This is a genomic window from Chitinophaga sp. CC14, from assembly GCF_048957795.1.
Lineage (GTDB): Bacteria > Bacteroidota > Bacteroidia > Chitinophagales > Chitinophagaceae > Chitinophaga > Chitinophaga ginsengisegetis.
In genome coordinates this window covers 128,877-151,976 of the sequence record NZ_JARBFY010000006.1, presented here as the reverse complement: position 1 = coordinate 151,976, position 23,100 = coordinate 128,877, and the positions used below count along the sequence as shown (strand labels likewise).

19 protein-coding genes are annotated in these 23,100 nt (G+C 47.3%); 10 read left to right on the top strand and 9 right to left on the bottom strand.

What is annotated here, in order from left to right; translation table 11 throughout:
• Positions 1-116: 116 nt before the first annotated feature.
• The 3 genes from PV783_RS31015 to PV783_RS31005 form a co-directional block, all read right to left on the bottom strand.
• A complete protein-coding gene (locus PV783_RS31015) occupies positions 117-2,315 on the bottom strand; it encodes an ATP-binding protein (protein WP_420990751.1) in 2,199 nt (732 codons plus the stop codon).
• A 136-nt stretch (positions 2,316-2,451) separates the two neighbouring features.
• On the bottom strand, positions 2,452-2,643 hold the full coding sequence (locus tag PV783_RS31010) for a hypothetical protein (RefSeq protein ID WP_079471920.1): 192 nt from the start codon (positions 2,641-2,643) through the stop codon (positions 2,452-2,454).
• Positions 2,644-2,770: 127 nt separating this feature from the next.
• Positions 2,771-3,466 carry a LytR/AlgR family response regulator transcription factor gene (locus tag PV783_RS31005; protein WP_420990750.1) on the bottom strand — a complete coding sequence of 232 codons (696 nt, stop codon included), beginning with the start codon at positions 3,464-3,466 and terminating at the stop codon, positions 2,771-2,773.
• A gap of 103 nt (positions 3,467-3,569) precedes the next feature.
• On the opposite strand from PV783_RS31005, the gene PV783_RS31000 reads away from it, so the two are divergent.
• The 5 genes from PV783_RS31000 to PV783_RS30980 all read left to right on the top strand — a co-directional run bounded on the left by PV783_RS31000 (position 3,570) and on the right by PV783_RS30980 (position 11,206).
• Positions 3,570-3,875, top strand: coding sequence for a DUF6660 family protein (locus PV783_RS31000; protein ID WP_363436162.1), 306 nt, complete (start codon positions 3,570-3,572; stop codon positions 3,873-3,875).
• A gap of 96 nt (positions 3,876-3,971) precedes the next feature.
• On the top strand, positions 3,972-7,103 hold the full coding sequence (locus PV783_RS30995; RefSeq protein WP_420990749.1) for an efflux RND transporter permease subunit: 3,132 nt from the start codon (positions 3,972-3,974) through the stop codon (positions 7,101-7,103).
• Positions 7,100-8,332, top strand: a complete 1,233-nt coding sequence (locus PV783_RS30990) for a TolC family protein (protein WP_420990748.1) — start codon at positions 7,100-7,102, stop codon at positions 8,330-8,332. Before PV783_RS30995 ends, PV783_RS30990 begins: the two co-directional genes overlap by 4 nt.
• 24 nt (positions 8,333-8,356) lie before the next feature.
• Positions 8,357-9,520, top strand: coding sequence for an efflux RND transporter periplasmic adaptor subunit (locus PV783_RS30985; protein WP_420990747.1), 1,164 nt, complete (start codon positions 8,357-8,359; stop codon positions 9,518-9,520).
• 63 nt (positions 9,521-9,583) lie between these two features.
• Entirely contained in the window at positions 9,584-11,206 is a 1,623-nt protein-coding gene (locus tag PV783_RS30980; RefSeq protein WP_420990746.1) for a hypothetical protein, read from the top strand.
• A 13-nt stretch (positions 11,207-11,219) separates the two neighbouring features.
• Here the strand turns inward: PV783_RS30980 and nfi are convergent, their stop codons facing one another.
• The 3 genes from nfi to PV783_RS30965 are packed head-to-tail and all read right to left on the bottom strand — an operon-like array spanning position 11,220 to position 13,826.
• Positions 11,220-11,909 (bottom strand): deoxyribonuclease V, encoded by a 690-nt coding sequence (gene nfi, locus PV783_RS30975; RefSeq protein ID WP_420990745.1) that lies wholly within the window; start codon positions 11,907-11,909, stop codon positions 11,220-11,222.
• Between the two features lie 23 nt (positions 11,910-11,932).
• A complete protein-coding gene (locus PV783_RS30970; protein ID WP_420990744.1) occupies positions 11,933-13,141 on the bottom strand; it encodes a DUF763 domain-containing protein in 1,209 nt (402 codons plus the stop codon).
• A 19-nt stretch (positions 13,142-13,160) separates the two neighbouring features.
• Entirely contained in the window at positions 13,161-13,826 is a 666-nt protein-coding gene (locus PV783_RS30965; protein WP_420990743.1) for an MgtC/SapB family protein, read from the bottom strand.
• Positions 13,827-13,958: 132 nt separating this feature from the next.
• Here PV783_RS30965 and PV783_RS30960 point away from each other — a divergent pair, with 132 nt between their 5' ends.
• From PV783_RS30960 to PV783_RS30950, 3 genes are all read left to right on the top strand, one after another.
• On the top strand, positions 13,959-14,156 hold the full coding sequence (locus tag PV783_RS30960; protein WP_079471912.1) for a hypothetical protein: 198 nt from the start codon (positions 13,959-13,961) through the stop codon (positions 14,154-14,156).
• Between the two features lie 75 nt (positions 14,157-14,231).
• A complete protein-coding gene (locus PV783_RS30955; RefSeq protein ID WP_079471911.1) occupies positions 14,232-14,471 on the top strand; it encodes a hypothetical protein in 240 nt (79 codons plus the stop codon).
• A 137-nt stretch (positions 14,472-14,608) separates the two neighbouring features.
• Positions 14,609-16,381, top strand: coding sequence for an ABC transporter ATP-binding protein (locus tag PV783_RS30950; RefSeq protein WP_420990742.1), 1,773 nt, complete (start codon positions 14,609-14,611; stop codon positions 16,379-16,381).
• A gap of 228 nt (positions 16,382-16,609) precedes the next feature.
• Here the strand turns inward: PV783_RS30950 and PV783_RS30945 are convergent, their stop codons facing one another.
• A complete protein-coding gene (locus tag PV783_RS30945) occupies positions 16,610-17,083 on the bottom strand; it encodes an acyl-CoA thioesterase (RefSeq protein ID WP_079471910.1) in 474 nt (157 codons plus the stop codon).
• Positions 17,084-17,113: 30 nt separating this feature from the next.
• Positions 17,114-19,606 carry a TonB-dependent receptor domain-containing protein gene (locus PV783_RS30940; protein WP_420990741.1) on the bottom strand — a complete coding sequence of 831 codons (2,493 nt, stop codon included), beginning with the start codon at positions 19,604-19,606 and terminating at the stop codon, positions 17,114-17,116.
• A 348-nt stretch (positions 19,607-19,954) separates the two neighbouring features.
• Between PV783_RS30940 and PV783_RS30935 the strand changes: the two genes are divergently transcribed.
• Positions 19,955-20,713 (top strand): DUF695 domain-containing protein, encoded by a 759-nt coding sequence (locus tag PV783_RS30935; protein WP_079471908.1) that lies wholly within the window; start codon positions 19,955-19,957, stop codon positions 20,711-20,713.
• Between the two features lie 142 nt (positions 20,714-20,855).
• Here PV783_RS30935 and PV783_RS30930 read toward each other — a convergent pair whose 3' ends face one another.
• Positions 20,856-21,017 carry a DUF1328 domain-containing protein gene (locus PV783_RS30930; RefSeq protein WP_079471907.1) on the bottom strand — a complete coding sequence of 54 codons (162 nt, stop codon included), beginning with the start codon at positions 21,015-21,017 and terminating at the stop codon, positions 20,856-20,858.
• A 320-nt stretch (positions 21,018-21,337) separates the two neighbouring features.
• Between PV783_RS30930 and PV783_RS30925 the strand changes: the two genes are divergently transcribed.
• A complete protein-coding gene (locus PV783_RS30925; protein ID WP_420990740.1) occupies positions 21,338-23,086 on the top strand; it encodes a hypothetical protein in 1,749 nt (582 codons plus the stop codon).
• The last annotated feature ends 14 nt before the right edge of the window (positions 23,087-23,100 follow it).

The following is a 23,100-nucleotide window of genomic DNA, read 5'->3' as shown; positions in this document are numbered from 1 at the left end:
TTATAGTTTCTGTAGTAAAAATACATCAGCAAAGAGGGTATTGGCAGGATGTTTCGGTGAACAGGGAATTACTGTCGTTGAACAGGGAAAAATGTACGGTAATATATAGCAGGGAATTATAACAGGATGTGGATTGCCTCCTGTACAGCCTGTATACACAGCTGTTTCAGGGTATTGAACTGGCTGGCCACCATACCGGGGTGATAGTTGTTTTCCTGTAGTTTTTCCAGCGGTTCCAGGATAGGATACAGGTGATCCTGCAAACCGATAAAGGATACGGTTGTTTTCAGATTGTGTGCAGTGGAACGTATAGCGGGAATGTCTTCCGCTACCACCGCCTGTTTCAGCAATGATAATTCTTCTGGCAGTTGCGCGATGAATTGCTCCAGCATCGTTTTTTCGAAGTGGCTGTTGCCTTTGGAAAGATCGTGGAGATAATTCAGGTTGATAAGATGCTGTGTGCCATTTTCATTTGGGAGGTGATAAACAGCTGGTAACTCCCGGGGCGGCAGTTTGCCGATGTATACCTGGATCATCTTATACAGGTCCTCTTCAATAATGGGCTTGGAGATATATTCATTCATGCCCATCTGGAGGCATTTTTCACGCTCTCCGGCCATGGCATGGGCGGTCATGGCAATTACGGGAATAGTGGAGTGCAGCTCCTGCCGGATGGCCTGTACGGCAGTGTAGCCGTCCATTTCAGGCATTTGGATATCCATCAGCACCAGGTCGTAGTGCTGCCGGTCCAATGCCTGCAATACTTCCCTGCCATTGTTCACAATTTTATACTGCAACTGCCAGCTGCCCAGCAAGTGACGCAGCAGGTTCTGGTTCATCTTATTATCTTCTGCCACCAGCAGCCGCACATCGGGATGTAAGGGGAGTTGGTCGTTCTCCGTAAAATAATGATGTCCTTCTTCTGATATTGACTCACCTAATGTATAGGGCAATTCTACTTTGAAGGTAGCGCCTTCGCCGGGTTTGCTTTCCACGGAAATAAAACCATTCTGTAATTCTATCAGTTGTTTTACGATGGTGAGCCCCAGACCCGTTCCGCCGAACTTACGTGTGGTTGCGGCTTCCGCCTGGTGAAAGCGGTCGAAGATGCGTTGCTGCATAGCGGGGTCAATACCAATACCGGTATCACTAACGGTGAATAATATACGAACCGCATTCTCTTCTGCCCATACTTTCGCCACATGTATGCGTACTTCACCTTCACTGGTAAATTTAATGGCGTTGCTGGTAAGGTTCACCAGCACCTGTGTCAGCCGCATTACATCGCCATATAAAATATCCGGTACCTCTTCGTCGATGGTAACAGCCAGCCGGAGTTGTTTTTCCTCGGCTTTGGGTTTGAACATGGTGTTTACGCCATGCAGCACGCTGCGCAGGCTGAAGGAGGTAGCTTCTATGCGCATCATACCGGATTCTATTTTGGAGATATCCAGGATGTCGTTGATGATTTCCAGTAAGCTCTGGCCTGCGCTTTCTATGGCGCCTACATATTCTTTGGATTTATCGTTGAGCGGTTGCGCTTTAAGCAGGTTGGTGAAACCCAGCACCGCATTCATGGGAGTCCGTATTTCGTGGCTCATATTAGCCAGGAACTGGTCTTTTATGGTGGCCAGTTTTTTCTCCTGCTGCTGCGATTCATCCAGTGCTTCTATGAGTTGTTCCTGCCGGTGGATACGGCTGGTGATATATAAAAATGCGAGCAGGCTCATTAAACAGGCAAAGAACACCAGTACGGTGCCCCAGCGCTGGGCTTTTTGCCCGCTGCTGTCTATCAGGTGGGTAGTGCGGTTCACCTCCGATTGCCGGGTGGTATCCAGTTGCCGCAGAATACCGTTGATGGCTTCGCCCAGCCGCCTTCCTTTCTGGTTGTTGATTAATTTTTCAGCGGCCCATTTACCCTGGCTGTAAAAAGTATCCAGCACCATCAGGTTAAAGGTGTTCTTTTCATCTACCAGGTAGTTGAGCTGGGTAAGCAGTTTCTCCGTGCTGTCGTTTTTGATGATTTTATTGATCTCTTTAAGATCTGCCTTAATAATGGCTATTTCGGCTTCAATGCCGGTAATATGAATAGTGTCCTGGGAAATAACTGCGCCACGTACCTTGCTGTCGGTTTTGGCCATATTGGTTTGCAGCTTCTGGAGTTCGTTCTTTACATTCAGTTCCTGTAACAGCTGCTCATTGCCTTTGATCAGCTTATGGATATTGTTGGCGGAGTTGAATTGCAGCACCACAAATAATATCATTCCGGTAATGAACAGGCCGAGGAGGTAATATTTGATTCTTTTAGGCTGCATGACAGTTTAGTACATATAAACGCTGATATAGGAAAGCCGGTTCAATAAAAGTAGCAATTTTATTGCTCCTTCCTTCAGATAATTAGCCTCAGCGTGATAATTCGCTGAGGCTAATTATGTTGACAAAGCAATGTGATTATTTTGCTTTGGGTGCAGCCGGAGCAGCAGCAGGTTTTGCTGTATGATGATGCTTCGCATGTGTTTTGTGAGCAGGCGCCTTTGCAGTCGCTTCTTTTTTTGTTTCTTTTTTAGGCGCAGTGGTCTGTGCAAAAGATGATGCACTCATAAACAACATAGCTGCGGCGATTACAATACCAAACTTTTTCATGGTTGTATATTTTATTTAGTGATCAATTGTTTGACGACCTAAAGGTACATCCACTTCAAAAGTGAGGGTAATACTAATGGCCCAACAGGCAGCAGCTATCGGTCAAAAAGGGGAAAGTGTCGTTGAGCTACAGGAGGTTCAGTTTATTATTCAGTGCAGAACGGTAAGCATCTGCTACGGGAATCGCGTTTTTATTGATAATGATGGTGCCATCTTCAATAGACTCAATTTTGTCGAGCGCTACGATATAAGACCGGTGCACACGCATGAATTTACCAGCAGGCAGTTTCTCTTCCAACGCTTTCAGTGTGGTATGGATGGCGTGGAATTTCTGCGGGGTATTTAATTTTACATAATCGCCCATTGCTTCCAGGAAAAGGATGTCTTCTGTTTTTATTCTCTTCAGAACACCATTATCACGTATAAATACAAACTCGGTATCAGACACCTGTATTTCGCGGTTGTTGCTGTCGGCGATTTCGCGGGCTTTTTCAATGGCCTGGATAAAACGGGCGGGTTGTACCGGCTTAATCAGGTAGTCGGCCACATTCAGCTCAAACGCTTCTACTGCATAATCTTTTTTTACCGTGGTAAAGATGATCACCGGACGTTTCTTCCCCAGGTTGCGGGTAAGCTCCAGGCCACTCATACCGGGCATTTCTATATCCAGCAACAGGAGATCTATCTTTTCTTTCTGTAAAAAATTATATGCTTCCATAGCGCTGCTGCATTCACCTGCCACATGTAATTGTTCCACATGACTGGCTAATTGCTTCATGGCGGTACGTGCCAGCTTATTATCGTCTACTATCAGGCAATTCATGCGGCTAATTTAAGTACAAATCGTAATATAAAATCATCTCAGCCGCAACTGCGATGCAGTTTTTTCCGGCGGGGTTTTAAGTTTAATTTTTACATTTGTAAAGATGAAGTGGTTACTTTACATACTAAGCTGTTATATCCTGCTGCTGTCGTGCATTCCCTGCAACGACTACCAGCCGGCAAACAGCAGCATGGCGGTACAACTCACCACTTCCCACGATCACGAAACACAACCGGATTACTGCTCGCCGCTGTGCGTATGCAGTTGCTGCAATGTACAGGCCACTCCCGGTGTGGCAGTCACCGTTTATTTTATGGCGCAACGGATCATCATAGATTACCCGCTGTTGCCCGTTAATCCGCTTCCTTCCTTATCAGATAATATCTGGCAGCCCCCACAGCTGGTTTAATCCGTTTTACAGATGTTTTTGCTATGAGCATATCCGTGCCTTTTACCGGTGCAGATATGGCTATGGTACGTCATTTTATTACTTATTGAATCAATCATGCTGGATAAGATCATTCGTTTCTCTGTGAGGAACAAATTAATGATAGGGATATTTACGTGTGCCCTGGCGGCATTTGGCGTATACTCCTTATTACGTTTACCGGTGGATGCAGTACCGGATATCACCAATAACCAGGTGCAGGTGATTACACAATCGCCTTCCCTCGCGGCGCAGGAAGTGGAAAGGCTCATCACTTTTCCTATTGAGCAAACAATGGCAGTAATACCGGAACTGGCGGAAGTACGCTCTATTTCCAGGTTTGGGCTGTCGGTGGTGACCATTGTATTTCACGATAATGTAGATATTTACTGGGCCCGCCAACAGGTGAATGAAAAACTGGGCGAAGCCAGAACCAATATACCTCCCGGCATCGGCACCCCGGAAATGTCGCCCATTTCCAGCGGCCTGGGGGAAGTATACCAATATGTGCTGCATCCGCGGAAAGGATATGAAGAAAAGTTCGACGCCCGCGAGCTGCGTACTATACAGGACTGGTATGTAAGACGGCAACTGCTGGGAACGCCGGGGGTAGCTGAAGTAAACAGCTTTGGCGGGATGCTGAAGCAATACCAGGTAACGCTGAATCCCGACAAACTCCGCAGTCATCACTTAAGCATAGCCGATGTGTTCAACGCCATGGAAAGGAATAACCAGAACACCGGTGGCGCTTATATCGACAAGAAACCCAACGCTTACTTCATCCGCAGCGAAGGACTGATCAGCAGTTTGGCGGATATAGAAAAGATAGTGGTGAAGAATACGCCGGATGGATTGCCCGTATTGATAAGGGATATTGCTACCGTGCAGCTGGGAGACGCGGTTCGTTATGGTGCGCTCACCCGCAATGCAAACGGAGAGGCCGTTGGCGGTATTGTAATGATGCTGAAAGGGAAAAACTCCAACGAGGTAGTGAAAACGGTGAAAGCCAGGATCGTGCAGATACAGAAAACCCTGCCACCCGGTGTGGTAATAGAACCTTTCCTGGACCGCAGCGAATTTGTGGGCAGGGCCGTGGGCACGGTACAAAAGAACCTGGTAGAAGGAGCACTCATTGTTATTTTCGTACTCGTACTATTCCTCGGGAACCTGCGCGCAGGGCTGATTGTAGCCTCTGTAATCCCTTTGTCGATGTTGTTTGCCATTTCTATGATGTACCTGTTCGGGGTGTCGGGTAACCTGATGAGCCTGGGTGCTATCGACTTCGGGCTGATCGTAGATGGCGCCGTAATTATAGTAGAAGCCACATTACACCATCTTACCGGGAGAAATAAAACCGGGCAACTGGTACGCTTATCACAGCAGGAAATGGACACCGAAGTATTTGAGGCTGCCAGCAAGATCCGCAGCACCGCCGCCTTTGGTGAAATCATTATCCTTATCGTATACCTGCCTATACTTGCCTTAACCGGTATTGAGGGTAAGATGTTCCGGCCTATGGCGCAAACCGTTTCTTTCGCCATCCTCGGCGCTTTCATCCTGTCGCTCACCTATGTGCCCATGATGTCCGCGCTGATGCTGAGTAAAAACCTGGATAATAAAGTTACGGTGGCCGACCGCCTCATGCGCTTCTTTCAGCGTATATACGACCCCGTTATTCGGGGCGCATTGCGCGCAAAGGCATTGGTAACGGGAGCGGCTATACTGCTTTTTGTGATCGCATTATTTTTATTTGGTAAGATGGGGGGAGAATTTATTCCTACCCTGGAAGAGGGGGATTTTGCCGTGGAGACACGGCTACTCACCGGTAGCTCCCTGTCGGAAACAATCGACAAAGTGAGCCTGGCCTCCGGTATATTAATGAAACAATTTCCTGAAGTAAAAGAAGTGATCGGCAAAATAGGCGCCGCAGAAATACCCACAGACCCCATGCCGATGGAAGCCTGCGACCTTACCATTTTACTAAAGCCCAGGAAAGAATGGACCAGTGCCAGCAGCCGGGAAGAACTGGCCAATAAAATGCAGGAAGCCCTGGAGGCCATACCTGGTGTGAGTTTTGGCTTTTCACAGCCTATCCAGTTACGGTTCAACGAACTGATTTCCGGCGTGCGGCAGGATGTAGGGATTAAGATTTTTGGAGAAGACCTCGCCACGCTGGCTTCACTGGCCGATAAAATAGGCCGCATTGTGAACCGTACACCCGGCGCCAAAGATCTGTACGTAGAGCAAACCGGCGGGCTGCCACAAATAGTGGTAACAGCCGACCGGGACAAGATAGCCCGTTATGGACTTGATATCGCCACCATTAATCAAACTATTAACACCGCTTTCGCCGGTCAGAGTGCCGGACTGGTATATGAAGGGGAGAAGCGTTTCGACCTGGTACTGCGGCTGGATCAGCAAAGCCGGCAGCAGCTGGCGGATGTACAAAACCTGTACATCACCACGCCATCCGGTAATCAGGTGCCGCTACAGGAAGTAGCGGAAGTGAAAATGACGACCGGTCCCAACCAGGTGCAAAGAGAAGATGCGAAAAGGCGTACCATCGTTGGTTTTAACGTTCGAGGCCGCGATATCACCAGCGTGGTAGAAGAGATTGAAGCAGCTATCGGCAAAGAGGTAAAACTCCCGACGGGTTATTTTATCCGGTACGGAGGGCAGTTTGAAAATCTGAAAGAAGCCAACCGGCGTTTAGCCGTTGCCGTACCCGTGGCGTTGTTGCTGATTTTCGGCTTGCTCTATTTTACTTTTCACTCTGTAAAACAATCGCTGCTCATATTTACCGCCATCCCGATGTCGGCCATAGGAGGCGTTTTTGCGTTGATGCTGCGCGGTTTGCCTTTTAGTATTTCCGCCGGGGTAGGATTCATTGCATTGTTTGGTGTAGCCGTATTAAATGGCATTGTGCTGATAGGAGAGTTCAACCGGTTGAAACAGTCCGGCTTGCAGGACCTGAACAGCGTGGTACTAAATGGAACGGCTACACGATTACGGCCGGTACTCATGACGGCTTTTGTGGCGTCGCTCGGTTTTTTACCGATGGCCCTGGCCACCAGCGCAGGAGCGGAGGTACAGCGTCCGCTGGCTACCGTGGTAATAGGAGGATTGATTACTTCTACCTTGCTCACCCTCCTGGTGTTGCCCTGTTTATACATCTATTTTGAGAAAGGTTTTTCAAAACATACATTATGAAGATCTGGATATTAACAGGCTTGCTGTTACCTGCGATGGCCGTGGCGCAATCGCAGGCGCTGACACTGGAAACAGCGGTGCAGCTGGCCTTGCAGCAAAACAAAGGACTGAAATCTGCCGATGCTTCCATCGGTTACTACCGTAAAATGACAGGCACCAGCGGGGAGATCCCGAAAACAGATGTGAATCTGCAGTACGGACAAACAAACAGTTATGTTGCGAATGATAACAACTACAGCATAACACAAACCATTCCTTTTCCCACCGTGTTCGGCGCCAGGAAGGAACTGAATAATGCGCAGGTAGATAAAGCCGTATGGTTTAAAGCCGTTACGCAAAATGAACTGGTGTACCAGGTGAAGCAGGTATATGTACAGCTGCTGTACCTGCAGGAAGTAAGAGCCCTGATCACACGGCAGGATAGCATCTTCACCAGCTTTGCCCGCAGCGCGGATCTGCGTTACCGCACCGGGGAAAGCAGGATGCTGGAGAAGATCGCTGCTGAAGGACGGCTCAATGAAGTAAAGAACTCCCTGCGTCAGAACGAGGCGGATCTTAAAATTTATACCGCCAGGTTGCAGGCATTACTGGGCATCACTACGCCGGTTACTATAACGGAAACGGCTATACCGGATGCCACGCTTTCCCTCGTAAATGATTCCGCAGCGGTAGCTGCCAATCCGCAACTGCAATACCTTAAACAGCAGGTAAGCATTGCGGAAAAGCAAAAGAAGTTGTTCAAAGCCGCGATACTGCCGGATATCATGGTAGGTTATTTTAACCAGTCGTTTATCGGCACCCCGCTGAATGCTTCAGGCGCGCCGCTGGCCACCAACAGCAACCGTTTCCAGGGATTCCAGGTTGGACTGGCACTGCCCATCTGGATGGGGCCACTTAAAGCAAAAGTAAGGGCGGAAGAAAAGCAGCAGCAGGCTGCCAGTTTGCAGTTTGATAATAATGTGATACAGCTGCAATCCCAGTATGAACAGGCAGTACAACAGTTTATCAAAAACAGGAACAGCCTGGAGTTTTATGAAAGCACGTCGCTGCCAAACGTGGAGTTGCTTTTGAAACAATCTGAGAAATCATACAGCAGTGGAGACATTGGCTATGCAGAATACTTTCTTAACCTGGAGCATGGGCTCACCGCCCGGCAGGGATACCTGCTGGCCCGCAATGAAGTAAAACAGGCAGAATTATATATGGCTTATCTGGCCGGTCAGCAGTAAGGTCATCAACAAAAAAATATCATCATGCAATTATTCAAAAAACATATAGCCTTTACCGTTATCATCTTCTTACTTGTTTCCTGTGGAAGCAAACAAACACCCGCTACTACAGATGCCCATGATCATGAAGAAGAAGCCGGTGTTGTAGAGCTGACTGCCGCGCAGTTTAAAACAGCAGGGATCACTTATGGTAAACCTGAGAACCGGCAGATCAGCGGCGCCGTGAAAGTAAATGGCCTGCTGGATGTACCGCCGCAGCAACAGGTAAGCATTTCCGTGCCGATGGGTGGATTTATAAAACAAACCAGCCTGTTGCAGGGCATGCCGGTAAAACAGGGGCAGGTAATTGCGGTACTGGAAAACCTCGACTACATCCAGTTACAGCAGGATTACCTGGAAGTAAACAGTCAACTGGAGTATGCCACAAAGGAACACGACCGCCAGCAGGAATTGGCCAAAGAAAATGTAAACGCCCTGAAAACGCTGCAGCAGGCCAAAGCCAGCTGGCAAACTCTATTGGCGAAAGAAAATGGACTCAGGCAAAAATTGTCGGTGCTGAACATCAACCTTACTGCTTTGCAAAAAGGGAATATTCAACGTACTGTCAATGTATATGCGCCTATCAGCGGTTATGTAACACAGGTGAATGTTAACCTGGGCCAGTTTGTAACGCCGGCGGATATACTTTTCCGCATTGTAAATACCGAGCATCTGCATGCGGAGCTGACCGTGTTTGAAAAAGATGTACCACGGCTAAAGATCGGGCAGCTGGTGCGTTTCACGCTCGCCAATGAAACTACGCCGCGTACCGCCACTGTTCACCTGATTGGCCGCGAAATAAGCCCGGAACGTACGGTAAGGGTGCATTGCCACCTGGAGGAAGAAGATACGCAGCTGCTTCCGGGCACTTACCTGCAGGCGATGATTGAAACCGGCGCTGCCGCCGTAAAGGCGTTGCCCGATGCGGCTGTGGTGAATTTTGAGAACAAGGCATATGTGTTTGTAAAGAAACCAGGAGCAGACAGCACCTTTCATTTCAATATGCTGGAGATAAAGAAAGGCAACAGTGAGCTGGGTTATACCGAAGTAACCTTCCCGGAAGACGCGCCGGAAGGGGATGTGGTGGTGACAGGGGCCTATGATCTGCTGGCCAAGTTGAAAAACAGCGGAGAGCACGAAGGGCACTAACCAGGTATTCATCTTATTAATTTAAATAATTTCATATATTTGAAATTATTAATTAGTAAGAAGATGAACTATTTGAGATGGCCCGTTCTTTTTGGAGCTTTGCTGATCAGCAGTTTCGCCATAGCCCAGGTTCCGGTGGTAACACTGGGGCCCGACTTTGCCGAGCCGGGGGATGGGTGGGATAAACTGATGCAGTTGAAGAATGGTAACACCGTATACCTGCATTTCTCCAAAAAGGACGGGCTGCTGGTAAATATTTATGACACCGCCCGGGCGCTGAAAGCAACCGATACGGTACACGCGCAGCAGTGGAATGCGGCCGACCTGGAGTCTACTGAAATAGATGGCATCTTTGAAATAAACGGTCAGCCGGTACTGTTTCTTCAACAATTGGTGAAATACAATCCCGTGATGTTCCGCCTTATACTGGATGGGGAAACAGGAAGGTTACTGCGGGAGGATAAACTGGGGGAACTGCCTACCATACAGCATCGCAGCGTATTTATAGACGATAACCTCGCTTCCCATGATATGTATGTAGAGAAAGATGCCAACAGCGATTACTATGCAGTAGCCATGTTTTCAGGAGCGCCTATCCAGAAAAACGACAGCGTGCATGAACGCATCCGGGTACTGCACTTTTCACCGGCTCATGAAATCATTAACAGCGGATTGTTTTACCTGCCGGATTCTTCGTATAGCTATTTCAGTTATATCAACATGGCGGTGAAGGGAAAAGAAAAAGTATACCTAGGCACAGTGGGTTTTAATGCCAAACGAAAAGACGGTGACGCAGGAGCGAAGGTGCTCTTTTCTATGCTATCGCCCGATTCGGCTACGTTTGCACATGAAGTGCTGGATTACACGGCCGGCTTTGGAAATGTAGGCGGAGAAGTCCAGGTGGCTGCTTCGCAGGTGCGGATGCTGCTCTATGTATCTTCCAAACAAAAAGAAGGGTACACGGGTATCATGATGAATACCTTCCGGGAGTCTACCGGTAAACTGAAGAAGCACGTGCAGCTGTCGTTTCCGGAGCTTTCACGTAATGTGCAGCAGAACCTCAACTACAAAGAAGAATACAAAGGCACGCCACAACGGTTACACCTGAACGAAGATGGTAGCAGCACGCTGCTGATGGAAAGTCTTTCGTTTTTTAAACAGGGTAATTCCCAGCTGAATAAACTGCATACCAATCTCGGTGATATCGGGATCACTCTACTGGATACGGCGGGAAGGGAGAACTCCACCCTGGCCGTTTCCAAATACCAGGTGATCACAGGTGTTTGTGAGCCTTTTCAATTGCAACGCCGCAGTAAAAGTGAATGGGTATTCCGCAATAAGATCGCCGCGCTGAATACCAACACGTGGTTGTCGTATGATTATATCCCTGTGCCTGATGTATCCTTTGTACTTTTCAACGACTATCTCCAATACCTCGATACCGGCGGACAGGATAAAGTGCGTAAGCCCCTGAAATATGCAACAGACGCGAATTTTGTCTGCTACCGTTTTTATAAAGGAAAGATGGACCGGTTATTTCTCTTCGGTACGCCGGAAGTTACAAAGGGATATGCCTGTATGATGGGAGCGGCAGACTACAATGCACAAACGCGGATGTATGCCACGGTGTTGGTTTCACGAAAGGGGCTGGAGAAAAAAGCGAATATCGCGTGGATAAAATTCTAGTCGCCGCACTTATTCAAAGGCTGGTCCAGCCTTCAGAAATTATGTTTGTCCGGAATTGATTAACCGCATTATGTGCCAGTCGTGTTGGTTCGGGTAAACGGTAGCCTTTTATGCATTGCATCAGGACTGCTGTACTGCCCGGAATATCTATCAAATGTCCGGGCGACACGAAAATAGGCGCCACTTTGCTTTTACTCCGGAGCACATTACCCAGCTGTTGTCCCTGTTTATCTGTTAACGGTGTATAGCAGCCTTTTTCTATACCTGGTTCTTCATAAATACCAAATAACTTCTTCTTCGCGCTGCCGATGGAAGGTTGTTGTGTGAGCACTCCAAAATGACTGGCGATGCCCATGCGGCGCGGATGCGCAATACCGTGACCATCTACCACCAGGATATCCGGTTTTACCGGCAGTTGCGCCCAGGCATCCAGCAATGCGGGTACTTCCCGGAAGGCAAGGAACCCGGGAACGTAAGGGAATAGCACCTCTTTTTTTACAAGACTATAGCCAACCGGTTTCAGCGAAGGAAACTCCAGCATTACAATACCGGCGTACACGGTAGTGCTGAATTTATTGAAAGAAATATCTGCTCCGGCCACATAGTTTAACGGGCCGTTGTACGGTGTTATCTTTACTGAATCTTTTAATTCCTTTTGTATGATGGTGGCTTCCGGAACGGTAAGTGTGTTGTAATCGATCATGGATTCCGTTATTTATCTTCTGCTCAGAAAAGGGTTAACTGGTCGCCGCTTTTGGGAGCTGATGGTTTTACAGCTTTCCCGAAAACGGTTCTGCCGCCATATCTCCAGGAATCGCGGCGTTCCTGTTCTATCACGTTTTCAAAATTGGTATTTGGTTCAAAATCTTTTTCAATCTGCTGCGAAAGTACCGACAGCTTTCTGATGGCATCCTTCTTATCTGATTCCCCGATCTTAGCTTTTTGCAGCGCTTCTTTCAGGGTATGAATGGTTTCATCATAGATCCGGGTGGGTACCGGGAAAGGGTGACCATCCTTGCCGCCGTGTGCAAACGAAAAGCGGGCGGGGTCCTCAAACCGGGAAGGCGTGCCATGAATTACTTCACTCACCAGCGTAAGCGACTGCAGCGTTCTGGGGCCTACGCCTTCCAGCATCAGAAGGGTTTCAAAATCAGCGGGACTGGTATCGTGCGCCAGCGCCAGCACACTTCCCAATCTTTTCAGGTTTACGTTTTCTGCTCTCACATCATGATGGGAAGGCATTATGAGGTTGCGTATTTCCGGCAGCAGGTGCACCGGTTTTTCTTTTGTAAGCTGAAGGATCCCGGCTTTGGTAGTACCGGCCTCTAAATCGGTGAGGTTGAGGATCCTGCCCTGGTTACGTCCGTAGATAAAAGTATGGGGTGCTTCCGTATACGATTGAAAGGCCGACGAATGCCAGTGATAGCGCCTTGCCATACTGCTCGCATCATTCATGCCCTGTTGTACTACCGCCCATTCGCCTTCATCCGACAAAATGAAGGAATGCAGGTATAGCTGAAAGCCATCCTGGACGGCGGTATTATCCACTTTAGCGGTGAGTTTGCTGCTGTACACGAGCTGGTCGCCGGGTAAGCCGGTTTTGTTGGCAATGACGGTGAGTTCCGCAGGCGTTTGTTTACTGTGGCGGCCTTTACCGCCGCAGATATAGATACCCAGTTCAGCAGAACGGGGATTGATTGCTTTTTTCAGGGCGCCCATTACGCTGGTGGTAATGCCTGACGAGTGCCAGTCCATACCCAACACGCAGCCCAGCGCCTGGAACCAGCAGGGATCGCTGAGTTTTCTGATCACTTCTCCTTTACCGTAGTCTGTCACAATAGCCTCTACAATAGCGCCGCCCAAAAGGCTCATCCGCTTTGCCAGCCAGGGTGGAACCTGGCCGTAATGTAAAGGCAGATCTGCATATGATGGCATAATAATTCAATTAAAGACCTTACGATGGGTTGGCCTGTATCTCGTATTGGGAGATGTTGCTGTTAGTCAGCAGGAAATTATCAAACTGCTCCATTTTTTCGTGGCTGCCCCGCACCGCGTAATTCACTTCCACAATATGCTCCTTTCTTATTATCATCATTCTTTTATACTTCAGGTTAAATCCCTGTAGGATATTTTCAACCTCTATATGTGGAAATTTTTCTTCATGAAAAAAAATTGTGTAATAACGTTTAACATTTATGTCCGCAATTTTTCTTTCTACAAATTCCAGTACAATCAATACAATCAGCGCACCGGCAAGGGCAGAAGCGGCCAGCAGGTACTGGCTCATGCCAACGGCCATTCCTATAGCGGCGGCAATCCAGATAGATGCTGCTGTAGTAATGCCATCTATGCTGTAATCCCCTTTGAAAATAACGCCGGCCCCAATGAAACCCACGCCCGTAAGGATATTGGAGGCTACACGGTCTGCCGAATGGGGATATCCCAATTCAGCAGAAAGTATGGTGAATACAGTGCTGCTCATGCATATCAACGTCATGGTACGCATGCCTGCGGCCTTTCGTTTATATTCTCTTTCAAGACCCAATAATGCACCCATTACCAATGCTATCAGCACTTTTAGTATCTGATCTTCTTCTATGATATGCAATACATCTTTCATCATCTGAAAATATATACCTGCAAATGTACGTGTTGGCACAATTCTTTCCTTTAACAATTGTAACAGGATATTGAACTGCTTGCTTTAATGTCTGTTATAAAATACAATCTATCATTATAAAAAAACACAACGATGGAAGCCTTTTTCTATAAATCATGCGTGGTACTTTGTTTAACCGGTATCCTGAGTTTTTTTCTTTTTGCCTGTAACAGTTCAAAGGAGGCCAGCAAGGAAGCCGATTCCGCCGCTGTATCCATGCCTTCAGTAGACAGCACCAGTGTTATACCTGTAGATACTGCTAAAACCAAACCGGATTCAACCCGCTTATAAACTGCTACACCTGTTTAAGGAGGACGCTTTGTTAACTGATATAACCGCATTACCTCACCCTTAAACACTCAGTTTATGAAAGTAACACACATGCTCATGCTGGCAGGTATATCGGCATTCATGCTCGCTGCATGCGGAAACGGTAATAAGTCCGGGACCGATTCAACGGTAAATACCACAGACACGGCCGGTATGATACAACAAGACACTGTGCCTGCGGCACAGGCGCCTCCGGGAGCCATCAATCCAGGGGAAGATTCATCCCGCTTTGGGACTGGCACCGGCGATTCATCCAAAAACAGACCACGGCCTTAGCCGTACTTATAATGCCTCTGGTATTTGTTTTCCTGCAATGGAAAGCGATCCCCCGGAGGCATTATAAATTTTATCCCGCTTTTTACAATATATTTGGATACGTTTCGTCTACCTCTATTAATAAAGACAATATCCGAATGCAAAACGACACCACAACCCCGGCGGTAAAGCAACCCATTAAGGTAGCCGCTCTGAAAAAAACATTCCGCCTGTTCCGTTATGTAAAACCCTACTGGCCTGAGTTTTCGTTAGGTCTTATTTTTCTCCTGATTTCAAGTTTAGCCGGATTGGCCTTCCCGAAACTATTGGGTAACCTGGTAGATCCGAAAAGCAATGAACACCTGTTTAATGGCATGAACAAAGCCGGCGTACTGCTGATCGGTGTACTGGTGGCCCAGGCCATTTTCTCTTTCTTTCGCATTGTGTTATTCGTTAATGTAACAGAAAAAACACTGGCCACGCTTCGTCAAACTATTTATAGTCACCTGATCCGCCTGCCGATGAAATTTTTCCTGGAAAGAAGGGTGGGAGAGCTTAGCAGCCATATTTCCTCTGATATTTCCCTGTTACAGGAAACTTTTACCACCACCCTGGCAGAGTTTATCCGGCAGATGATCATCATCATCGGAGGCGTGGTTATTTTATTAATCACCTCGCCGCACCTGACCATTTTTATGCTGGCTATTTTACCGCTGATGATGGTAGCCGCCGTGGTTTTCGGCAAATTTATCCGTCGCTTTTCCAAACAGGTACAGGAACAGGTAGCTGCTTCCAACACCGTGGTGGAGGAAACATTGCAGGGCGTTTTGAACGTAAAGGCTTTTGCGAATGAATTTTTTGAAATTGCCCGCTACCGGCAACGCACCAATGAAGCTGCGAGGCTCGGTATGAAAAGCGGGAAATTCCGCGGGGCCTTCTCATCCTTTATCATCATGGGGATCTTTGGCGCACTGGTAGCTGTTATCTGGAGAGGCGTTTCCATCGGTATGCCTACGGCCGACCTCCTGTCGTTTGTACTGTACTCCCTGTTTATCGGCGGATCTATTGCGGGGCTTGCAGAAGTATATACCAACCTGCAGAAGAGCATTGGCGCTACAGAACACCTGCTGGAAATATTGGATGAACCTGCGGAAGATATTACCCCCGTAACGGCCATTACGCCGGAAAACCAGCTGGACGGGCAAATCAGCTTCCGCAATGTGTCTTTTCACTATCCTTCCCGTCCGGATCTTACCATCATGAACGATGTTTCCTTTGATGTGTATGCTGATCAGAAGGTGGCGTTGGTTGGCCCCAGCGGCGCCGGGAAAAGTACGGTCGTGTCCTTACTGCTACGCCTATACGATCCGGTAAGCGGCAGCATTCTCTTTGATGGCAAGGAAAGCGCTGCATTTCCACTGTCGCAGCTCCGTTCACAAATGGCGGTGGTGCCCCAGGATGTGTTCCTTTTCGGCGGCACCATTGCAGAAAATATTGCCTATGGCAAGCCTGGCGCCACTCCGGAAGAAATGGAGGAAGCCGCCAAAAAGGCCAATGCCTGGGAATTCATACAGCGGTTCCCGTTAGGGCTTCAAACGGTGGTGGGAGAAAGGGGGATACAACTCTCCGGCGGACAGCGGCAACGTATCGCCATCGCAAGGGCGGTATTAAAAAATCCCCGCATCCTGATACTGGATGAAGCTACTTCCGCATTGGACTCTGAATCGGAGAAACTGGTGCAGGACGCGCTGGACAAGCTGATGGAAGGCCGGACCTCCATCGTAATCGCTCACAGGCTGGCTACTGTACGCCAGGCCGATAAAATAATTGTATTGGACAAAGGGCATATTGTGGAAGAAGGTACACACAGCGAATTAATAGGACTGGATGGCTTGTACCGGACATTGAGCGATATGCAGTTTGCAAGTTAGGCGCCTTCGGCGATTTTAAATTGTCTTGGAGCATGATTACACTGATTATATTGATGTTAAGGATTTGATCATATGTGATTTTATAAAGGATTAAGGGAGATAAAAGCGGATATATTCACTTTTATCTCCCTTAATCCTTTATAAAATCAAAAAGTAAAAATCAAGCTAATCAATATAATCAGTGTAATCGTGCTCCAAGACAATTTAAATCGCCGAAGGCGATCTCCACTACATGTAGGGTCTCATCTCCTCATCAATATCTTTGCGCAGATCCATTAGTTTCTTTGCATAGCCTTCCATACTTATTTCGTTGGCAGTTTGTGGCGTCCATTTAGGAACCGGTACGGTTTTGCCGTGATCATCCACGGCTGCAAAAACCATTACGCAGTGCGTGGTTTTTGATTTCTGCTGCTGGCGCGGATTACCCGCAAATACATCAATAGAAATATGCATGCTGGTGTTGCCGGTATAAATAATCTTCGCATCTATCTCCACCAGGTCGCCGATGGAGATTGGTTTAAAAAAACGGATACCCCCCACATATACGGTAACGGCGTATTGCCCGCTCCAATTGGCTGCACAGGTATAACCTGCCTGGTCAATCCATTTCATAACAGAGCCGCCATGTACTTTTCCGCCGAAATTTACATCTGATGGTTCAGCAAGGAACCGCAGGGTAATAGTATGATAAATAGAATCCATAAGTGTCGTTTACAAACGACAAAATACGAATTAAAAATTATCGCCTCCACCCATTTCTCCGTTATTGCTTTCTTTGGACTTGTTATTCTTTCTTTTAAAGAGATGCGTGTCCATTTTGCCAAAGCGCCAGGTGGCATTGAGTCTCAGCTCACGGGTGGCGCGTTTGCGGTAATTTTCCTGCTCGGAAAAGCTGGTAGTGGTATAGGTAAGATTGCGATCAGTATTGAATATGTCGGCGATCCCGAGAGAAATAGACAATGCTTTATTTTTAAGCAGGTCCTTTTTAATGGCGGCATCGGCCGACCATTTAGGCTCTCTTTCGCCCTGTGGCAGGATCTGTTTGGATTCATATTCGGCGCTCACCTGGAAGGTGAGGTTCCACGGCAGCTTAGTGTTGCTGTTCAATTTACCAAACCAGGTAAGGCCCTGGTTTGAAAGATTGCTGCCATTGCTGGTGGCGTCGATCTTTGTTTGTGCCAGGTTTATGTTGGTGGTCAGATCCCATATTTCTGTAAGCTGACTTCTCAGCGTAAATTCCGCGCCATATGAATTCCGGGTGCTGGCATTAATAGGATAGGAGAGTAATACGTGCTGGTCCTGCCCGTTCAGGTTCAGGGTGGTATCTACGTAAAAATCGGTGATGGCATTATTGGTATTGCGGTAGTATACGGATACCAGCAGGTTGTGTTTATGCGCAATGTCTTTCAGGTAAGATAATTCAAAAGAGTTGGTGAACTCCGGTTTCAGCTGCGGATTACCGGTGCTGGCGCTTTGCCCGCTGTAGTCGATGGTGGGCAGCAGGTCGCGGAACCACGGCCGGCGGATGCGGCGGCTATAGTTCAGTTGCAGCTCATGATCGCCTTTAAATTTCTGCGACAGGAAAATGCTTGGGAACAGGCTGATGGGATAATTGATCTTATAGGAAGATTTCTGCCCCAGTCTTGTTTCTCCGTCGTAGTTCGATTGCTCCGCTCTTAAACCAACCTGGTAGCCGAAATTATCTTTGGCACCGGTGTAGCTTACATAACCCGCGTTGATCTGTTCCTGGTAATGATAACTGTTGGAGAGTGCCGTATCCAGTGAGAAATCGCCGGATGGATAATTCTGGCCGTAGGTATTGGTAAAATTATCAAACTGACGGGTGTTGCTGCGCAGCCCCATTTCAATTTTGGATTTTTCTGTCAGTGGTTTTATATAATCTACCTGGGCGGTCATATATTTAGTGGTTCCTTCTCCGCTGCCATAGCGTAGTTCCGGCTTTTTAGGATCATAAACCGGCTGACCGGAAAGATCGAAATATTGCAGGGAATAATTGGAACTGTTGTCGCCGGTAGCATAATTATAGGTGAAGTCTGCAGTCAACTCTTCACCTTCTTTGGCAAACGTATGCTTGTAACCCAATTGTGTAGTGTAGTTGCGGAATCCGTTCAGCGTATTGTTGATCCCTGTACCATAGCGTACTTTCTGCTGCTTGTCGTCCAGTTCATTTAATATCTGATTATTATACCGGTTAAAATTACCGCCGGTGATGTTTTCAGAAATCGTGATGGTATTACGGTTATCGATGAACCAGTCGAACCCGATGCGGCCGGTCTGGAATTTCCGGTAGAAGTCACCGTCCTCCAGTTGTTCCGTATACGAGGTGGTATCAGCGCCCAGGTTCTTACGGAAAAGGCGGCTGGTCATGGGTGATTTGCGGTTACGGAAATTATAATTTATAAAGAAGTTGAACTTCTCCTGGCGCAGGTTGAAGTCGATACCGCCGTTGGTGCTGCCGAGGGAAGTTACGCCGGCGTTTACAGCGCCGTTGATACCTGCTTTCTTATTTTTCTTCAGCACAATGTTGAGGATTCCGCTCATGCCTTCTGCGTCGTATTTGGCGGAAGGGTTGGTGACCACTTCAATGTTCTGAATAGCGTCTGCGGGGATCTGGTCCAGTGTGAGGGTAGAGGGGCGGCCATCAATGAAGATGGTAGGGGCGCCATTGCGCACGGTTACATTTCCGTCGATGTCCACATTCACAGAAGGTACCTGTTTCAGTACATCGGTAGCGGTACCGCCGATACTGGCCAGGTTCTTTTCTACATTAAATACTCTTTTATCGATAGCCATTGTAAAGGCTGGTTTCTCGCCCACTACATTCACCGCAGCGAGTGATTTTACATTCGCTTTCAGTTTAATATTACCGATGTCTACGCTGTTGGTTTTGTCAGACAGCACCGTAGTTTTATAAACGGTTTCATACCCGATAAAGTTAATCTTCAGGATATATTTACTCCGCGCAATATTCTCGAAACTGAAGTCCCCGTTGGTTTTGGAGAGCATGCCTGTCTGCACGGAGGAGTCGGGGCGCAGCAGCGCTACAGATGCGTACTCAATAGGTTTGCCGGTTTGTGCATCCAGCAGTTTGCCGTAGATGACGCCCGTGCTGGCGGAGGCGGCTTTCCCACCCGGTTGTTGCGCCACAGCAGTAATACAAAATAATAACAGCCAGCCTGTAATTAACGATACAATTTTTCTCATAATAGCTTCCAACAATTTATAGCCCTGTAAAATTACCTTTTATGAATGAAGAATCGCCTGTTTTTAGGATGAAAGGTTGGTTAGAACCCTTTACAGTCCGCTGTTTCAACTACAGAATCGCGCAGGATTCCTTGTGGTAGCCGGTTGCAGGAATATGCAGGGAAAATACCACAAGTGTTAATTAGTGTTAAGCCTGGTTTTTAACCGGCATAATTGAGTGGAGGCCAACGCATAGCATACGCTAAATTTTGTGGATAAAAAAGAGGTCAATACAAGTTTATCGTTTCCATTGTATTACAGAGCTACGTATCTTTACAGCCAGCTGTTGCGTTATTTTAATTTTTTTATATGCATAAGGATTACCGACCGGACTGGGATATTTATACGTGCCATATTGAAGAAAGTCCAGCAGTAATAGGCCTTGACCTTGATCTGAGACGATTTGCGCCATTAAAGGAAAAGCCGAATGCCATATATATAACAGTATATCTTAACAATCCACGTGAGGACGGATTCCCGCAGAACGATGAATTTGCCGTCATGGGTGAAATTGAGGACAGTTTGGTGGAGCAACTGCAAACCAAACTGGATGCGCATTTTGTAGGCCGCACCTTTTCAAATGGCGTACGCGATTTTTACTTTTATTCAGGCACCACATTGCTGCATGATAAATTCATTGCGGATGCAATGGTTAATTTTCCTGATTACCGCTACGACTACGGCGTAAAGGAAGATAATAACTGGGAACTATATTTTGATTTTCTCTTTCCTGATGTATACGAATTTCAACGCATTCAAAACAGGAAGGTGCTTCGTATGCTGCGCCAGCACGGGGATGCGTCAGAAAAAGAGCGTATCATCGAGCATTGGATCCACTTCAGAACAGAAGAAGATAAAATTGCTTACTGGGAGCATATCAAGGAAAATGGTTTTGCGCTGGCCAGAGAAGAAAAAACAGATAACCCTGAATTTCCCTATAAATTATGTATCTCCCGCTCCGACAAAGCCAGTGAAGCTACCATCGACAGTGTGGTAATGAGCCTTTGGGAACTGGCCCAGCAGGTGAATGCAGAATATGATGGCTGGGAAACCAGCATCATGAAGTAATTTTGCGGATTTTGTCTTTCTCGCTGATTACGCTGATTATACTGATTTCTTCAAAATCAAAAATGATCAAATCAATGCAATCAGTATAATCAGTGTAATCCGGCTCCAAGACAATTTGCAACCGCCAAAGGCGGTTCACTGCCTATTTTCGCAGCAATCCTGTCAGTAAAGAAATAGCAAATAACACCAGGAAGATGTAAAAGAGGATCTTGGCGATAGATGCTGCTCCGGCGGCGATACCTCCAAAACCAAATACAGCTGCGATAATAGCTACAATAAAAAAGATGAGTGCCCAGCGTAACATAACGAAAACTTTAAGGTGAACAATTAATATTTGTAACACTTTTCCAGGTAATCCGTTCAATTTTACACAATTATCATTCCGGTAAGTACAATAATTGCGGTTGTTACTATTTCATTTTTTTTCGATATACTTGTTACCTGCTGCTAGATTTGAGGAATTATTTTAAAATATGGCCTACACTAACTGTCTTATGCTGGCTGATTGGCCTGCATAGTCCTGTCTGTTTATACGCAGAAGGCCAACAGTTCCCGCTTGCAGCGGACACTATCCCCCATAAAAGTAGTGGCCTCTTCAAAAAAATCGGGGAATACCGCGATTCCATGCGCAATAAAGAGTACCGTCAATCGCTCATAAAACGCATTACCAAACAGGATGTTCCGGTGGAATCCAATGATAACGACAGCACCATTATCAAAAGTGAGGCGTATTTTACCCCCTTTGCGGGCAAAGTGATCAGAAATATCTACTATAGGAAAGTAAAGGTTTTCGGTCCGCGTAATATCAACGATACCACCTTCACCACCAGCATGAAGCTAATCCACCTGGCCAACCGTATGCATTACGATTCCAGGGAATGGGTGATCCGGCAGTCGCTGTTCTTCAGGGAAAATCAACCGCTGGAACCCTTTGAAATGGCCGACAATGAACGTTACCTGCGTAACCGGCCGTTTATACAGGATGCCCGTTTGTATGTAAAAAACGCCACCGGCGATTCTATAGATGTGGAGGTGGTGACAAAAGATCTCTTTGAATATGGCGTAGACATTTCACAGTTCAGCGCAAAAGACATCAGGGCCAGTGTATCCAACAACGACCTGTTTGGCGCTGGACAGGGCCTTAGAGTTGGTATGCAGTGGCGTTCCGACTATTCCCCCACCTGGAACACGGAAGTGAGGTATACAAAATACAACCTGCTGGGATCTTTCATAGATATGAGCCTCGGCTATACTACCCTGAATAACTACGCCCAGCTGGATACCAATGCCTTTGAAGGGGCGGTGTTTATTAATTTTAATAAACCGCTGTACCGCAACTCTGCCAAACTGGTGGGCGGTTTTGCATTGTCAAAGAACTGGTCCATTAATATCCGCGGATCGTTACCGGAAACCGGCGACAGTGTTTACCGCGACTATGTATATTCCGTGATAGACGGGTGGATTGGCTATAACTTCATCAACAACTATAAACACGACGGTACCATCGGGAAGAAGCCCAATTTCGCGGTACTGGCCAGGCACTATAATTTATCTTTTCAGCGAAAGCCGGACCAGATAAGGTATAAAGACGATCCCGTTTATAATAATCACCGCCTCTACCTGGCAGAACTACAGGCTTACCGCATCGATTACTTTAAAGCCCACTACTTTTTTGGCTTTGGCCGTACGGAGGATATTCCCCTGGGATACAATGTCAGCGCCACCAGCGGTTGGGAAAGCTGGAAAGACCGGAGAAGGATCTACACCGGCATTGAAGCACAGAAATTCTGGACCACCAGGAACCAGGGCCTCTTTAATTCTACGATCGGTCTTAGCACCTTCTGGCTCAACAACGCCTGGGAAGATGGCGTGATACACGCCCGCCTGGAATATTACAGCCGGTTGCTGAATATCCGCAAATCGCGGTTCCGCCAGTTCCTGAATATCGATTACCTCAACAGCCCTAACCCGTTTTTTAATAAGCCGCTCAACATCAATATGGAATACGGCATCTGGGGGTACAGGAATACCATGATCAACGGCTTTCAGCGCCTGAACCTGGGCTCAGAAACCGTGTACTACAGCCCTCTGAAATTCCTCGGTTTCAAATTCAATTTCTTTACGGCGCTACAGGCATCCATGATCACCAACAAAAGTGATGACCTGCTCCGCAACCCGGTTTACCTGGGATTGGGAGGCGGTTTCCGGGTACGTAATGAAAACCTCTCGCTGAATACCATCAAAGTTTCCGGCTACTATTACCCCAATGCACCGGCCCCCATGAAGAAGCTGATGCTGGAAATAACCACGATCGTTGATTTCCGCTTTGATGTGTCTGCACTGCGTGCACCTACGGTGCTGAACTTCCGCTAAAATCATGCGCAGGA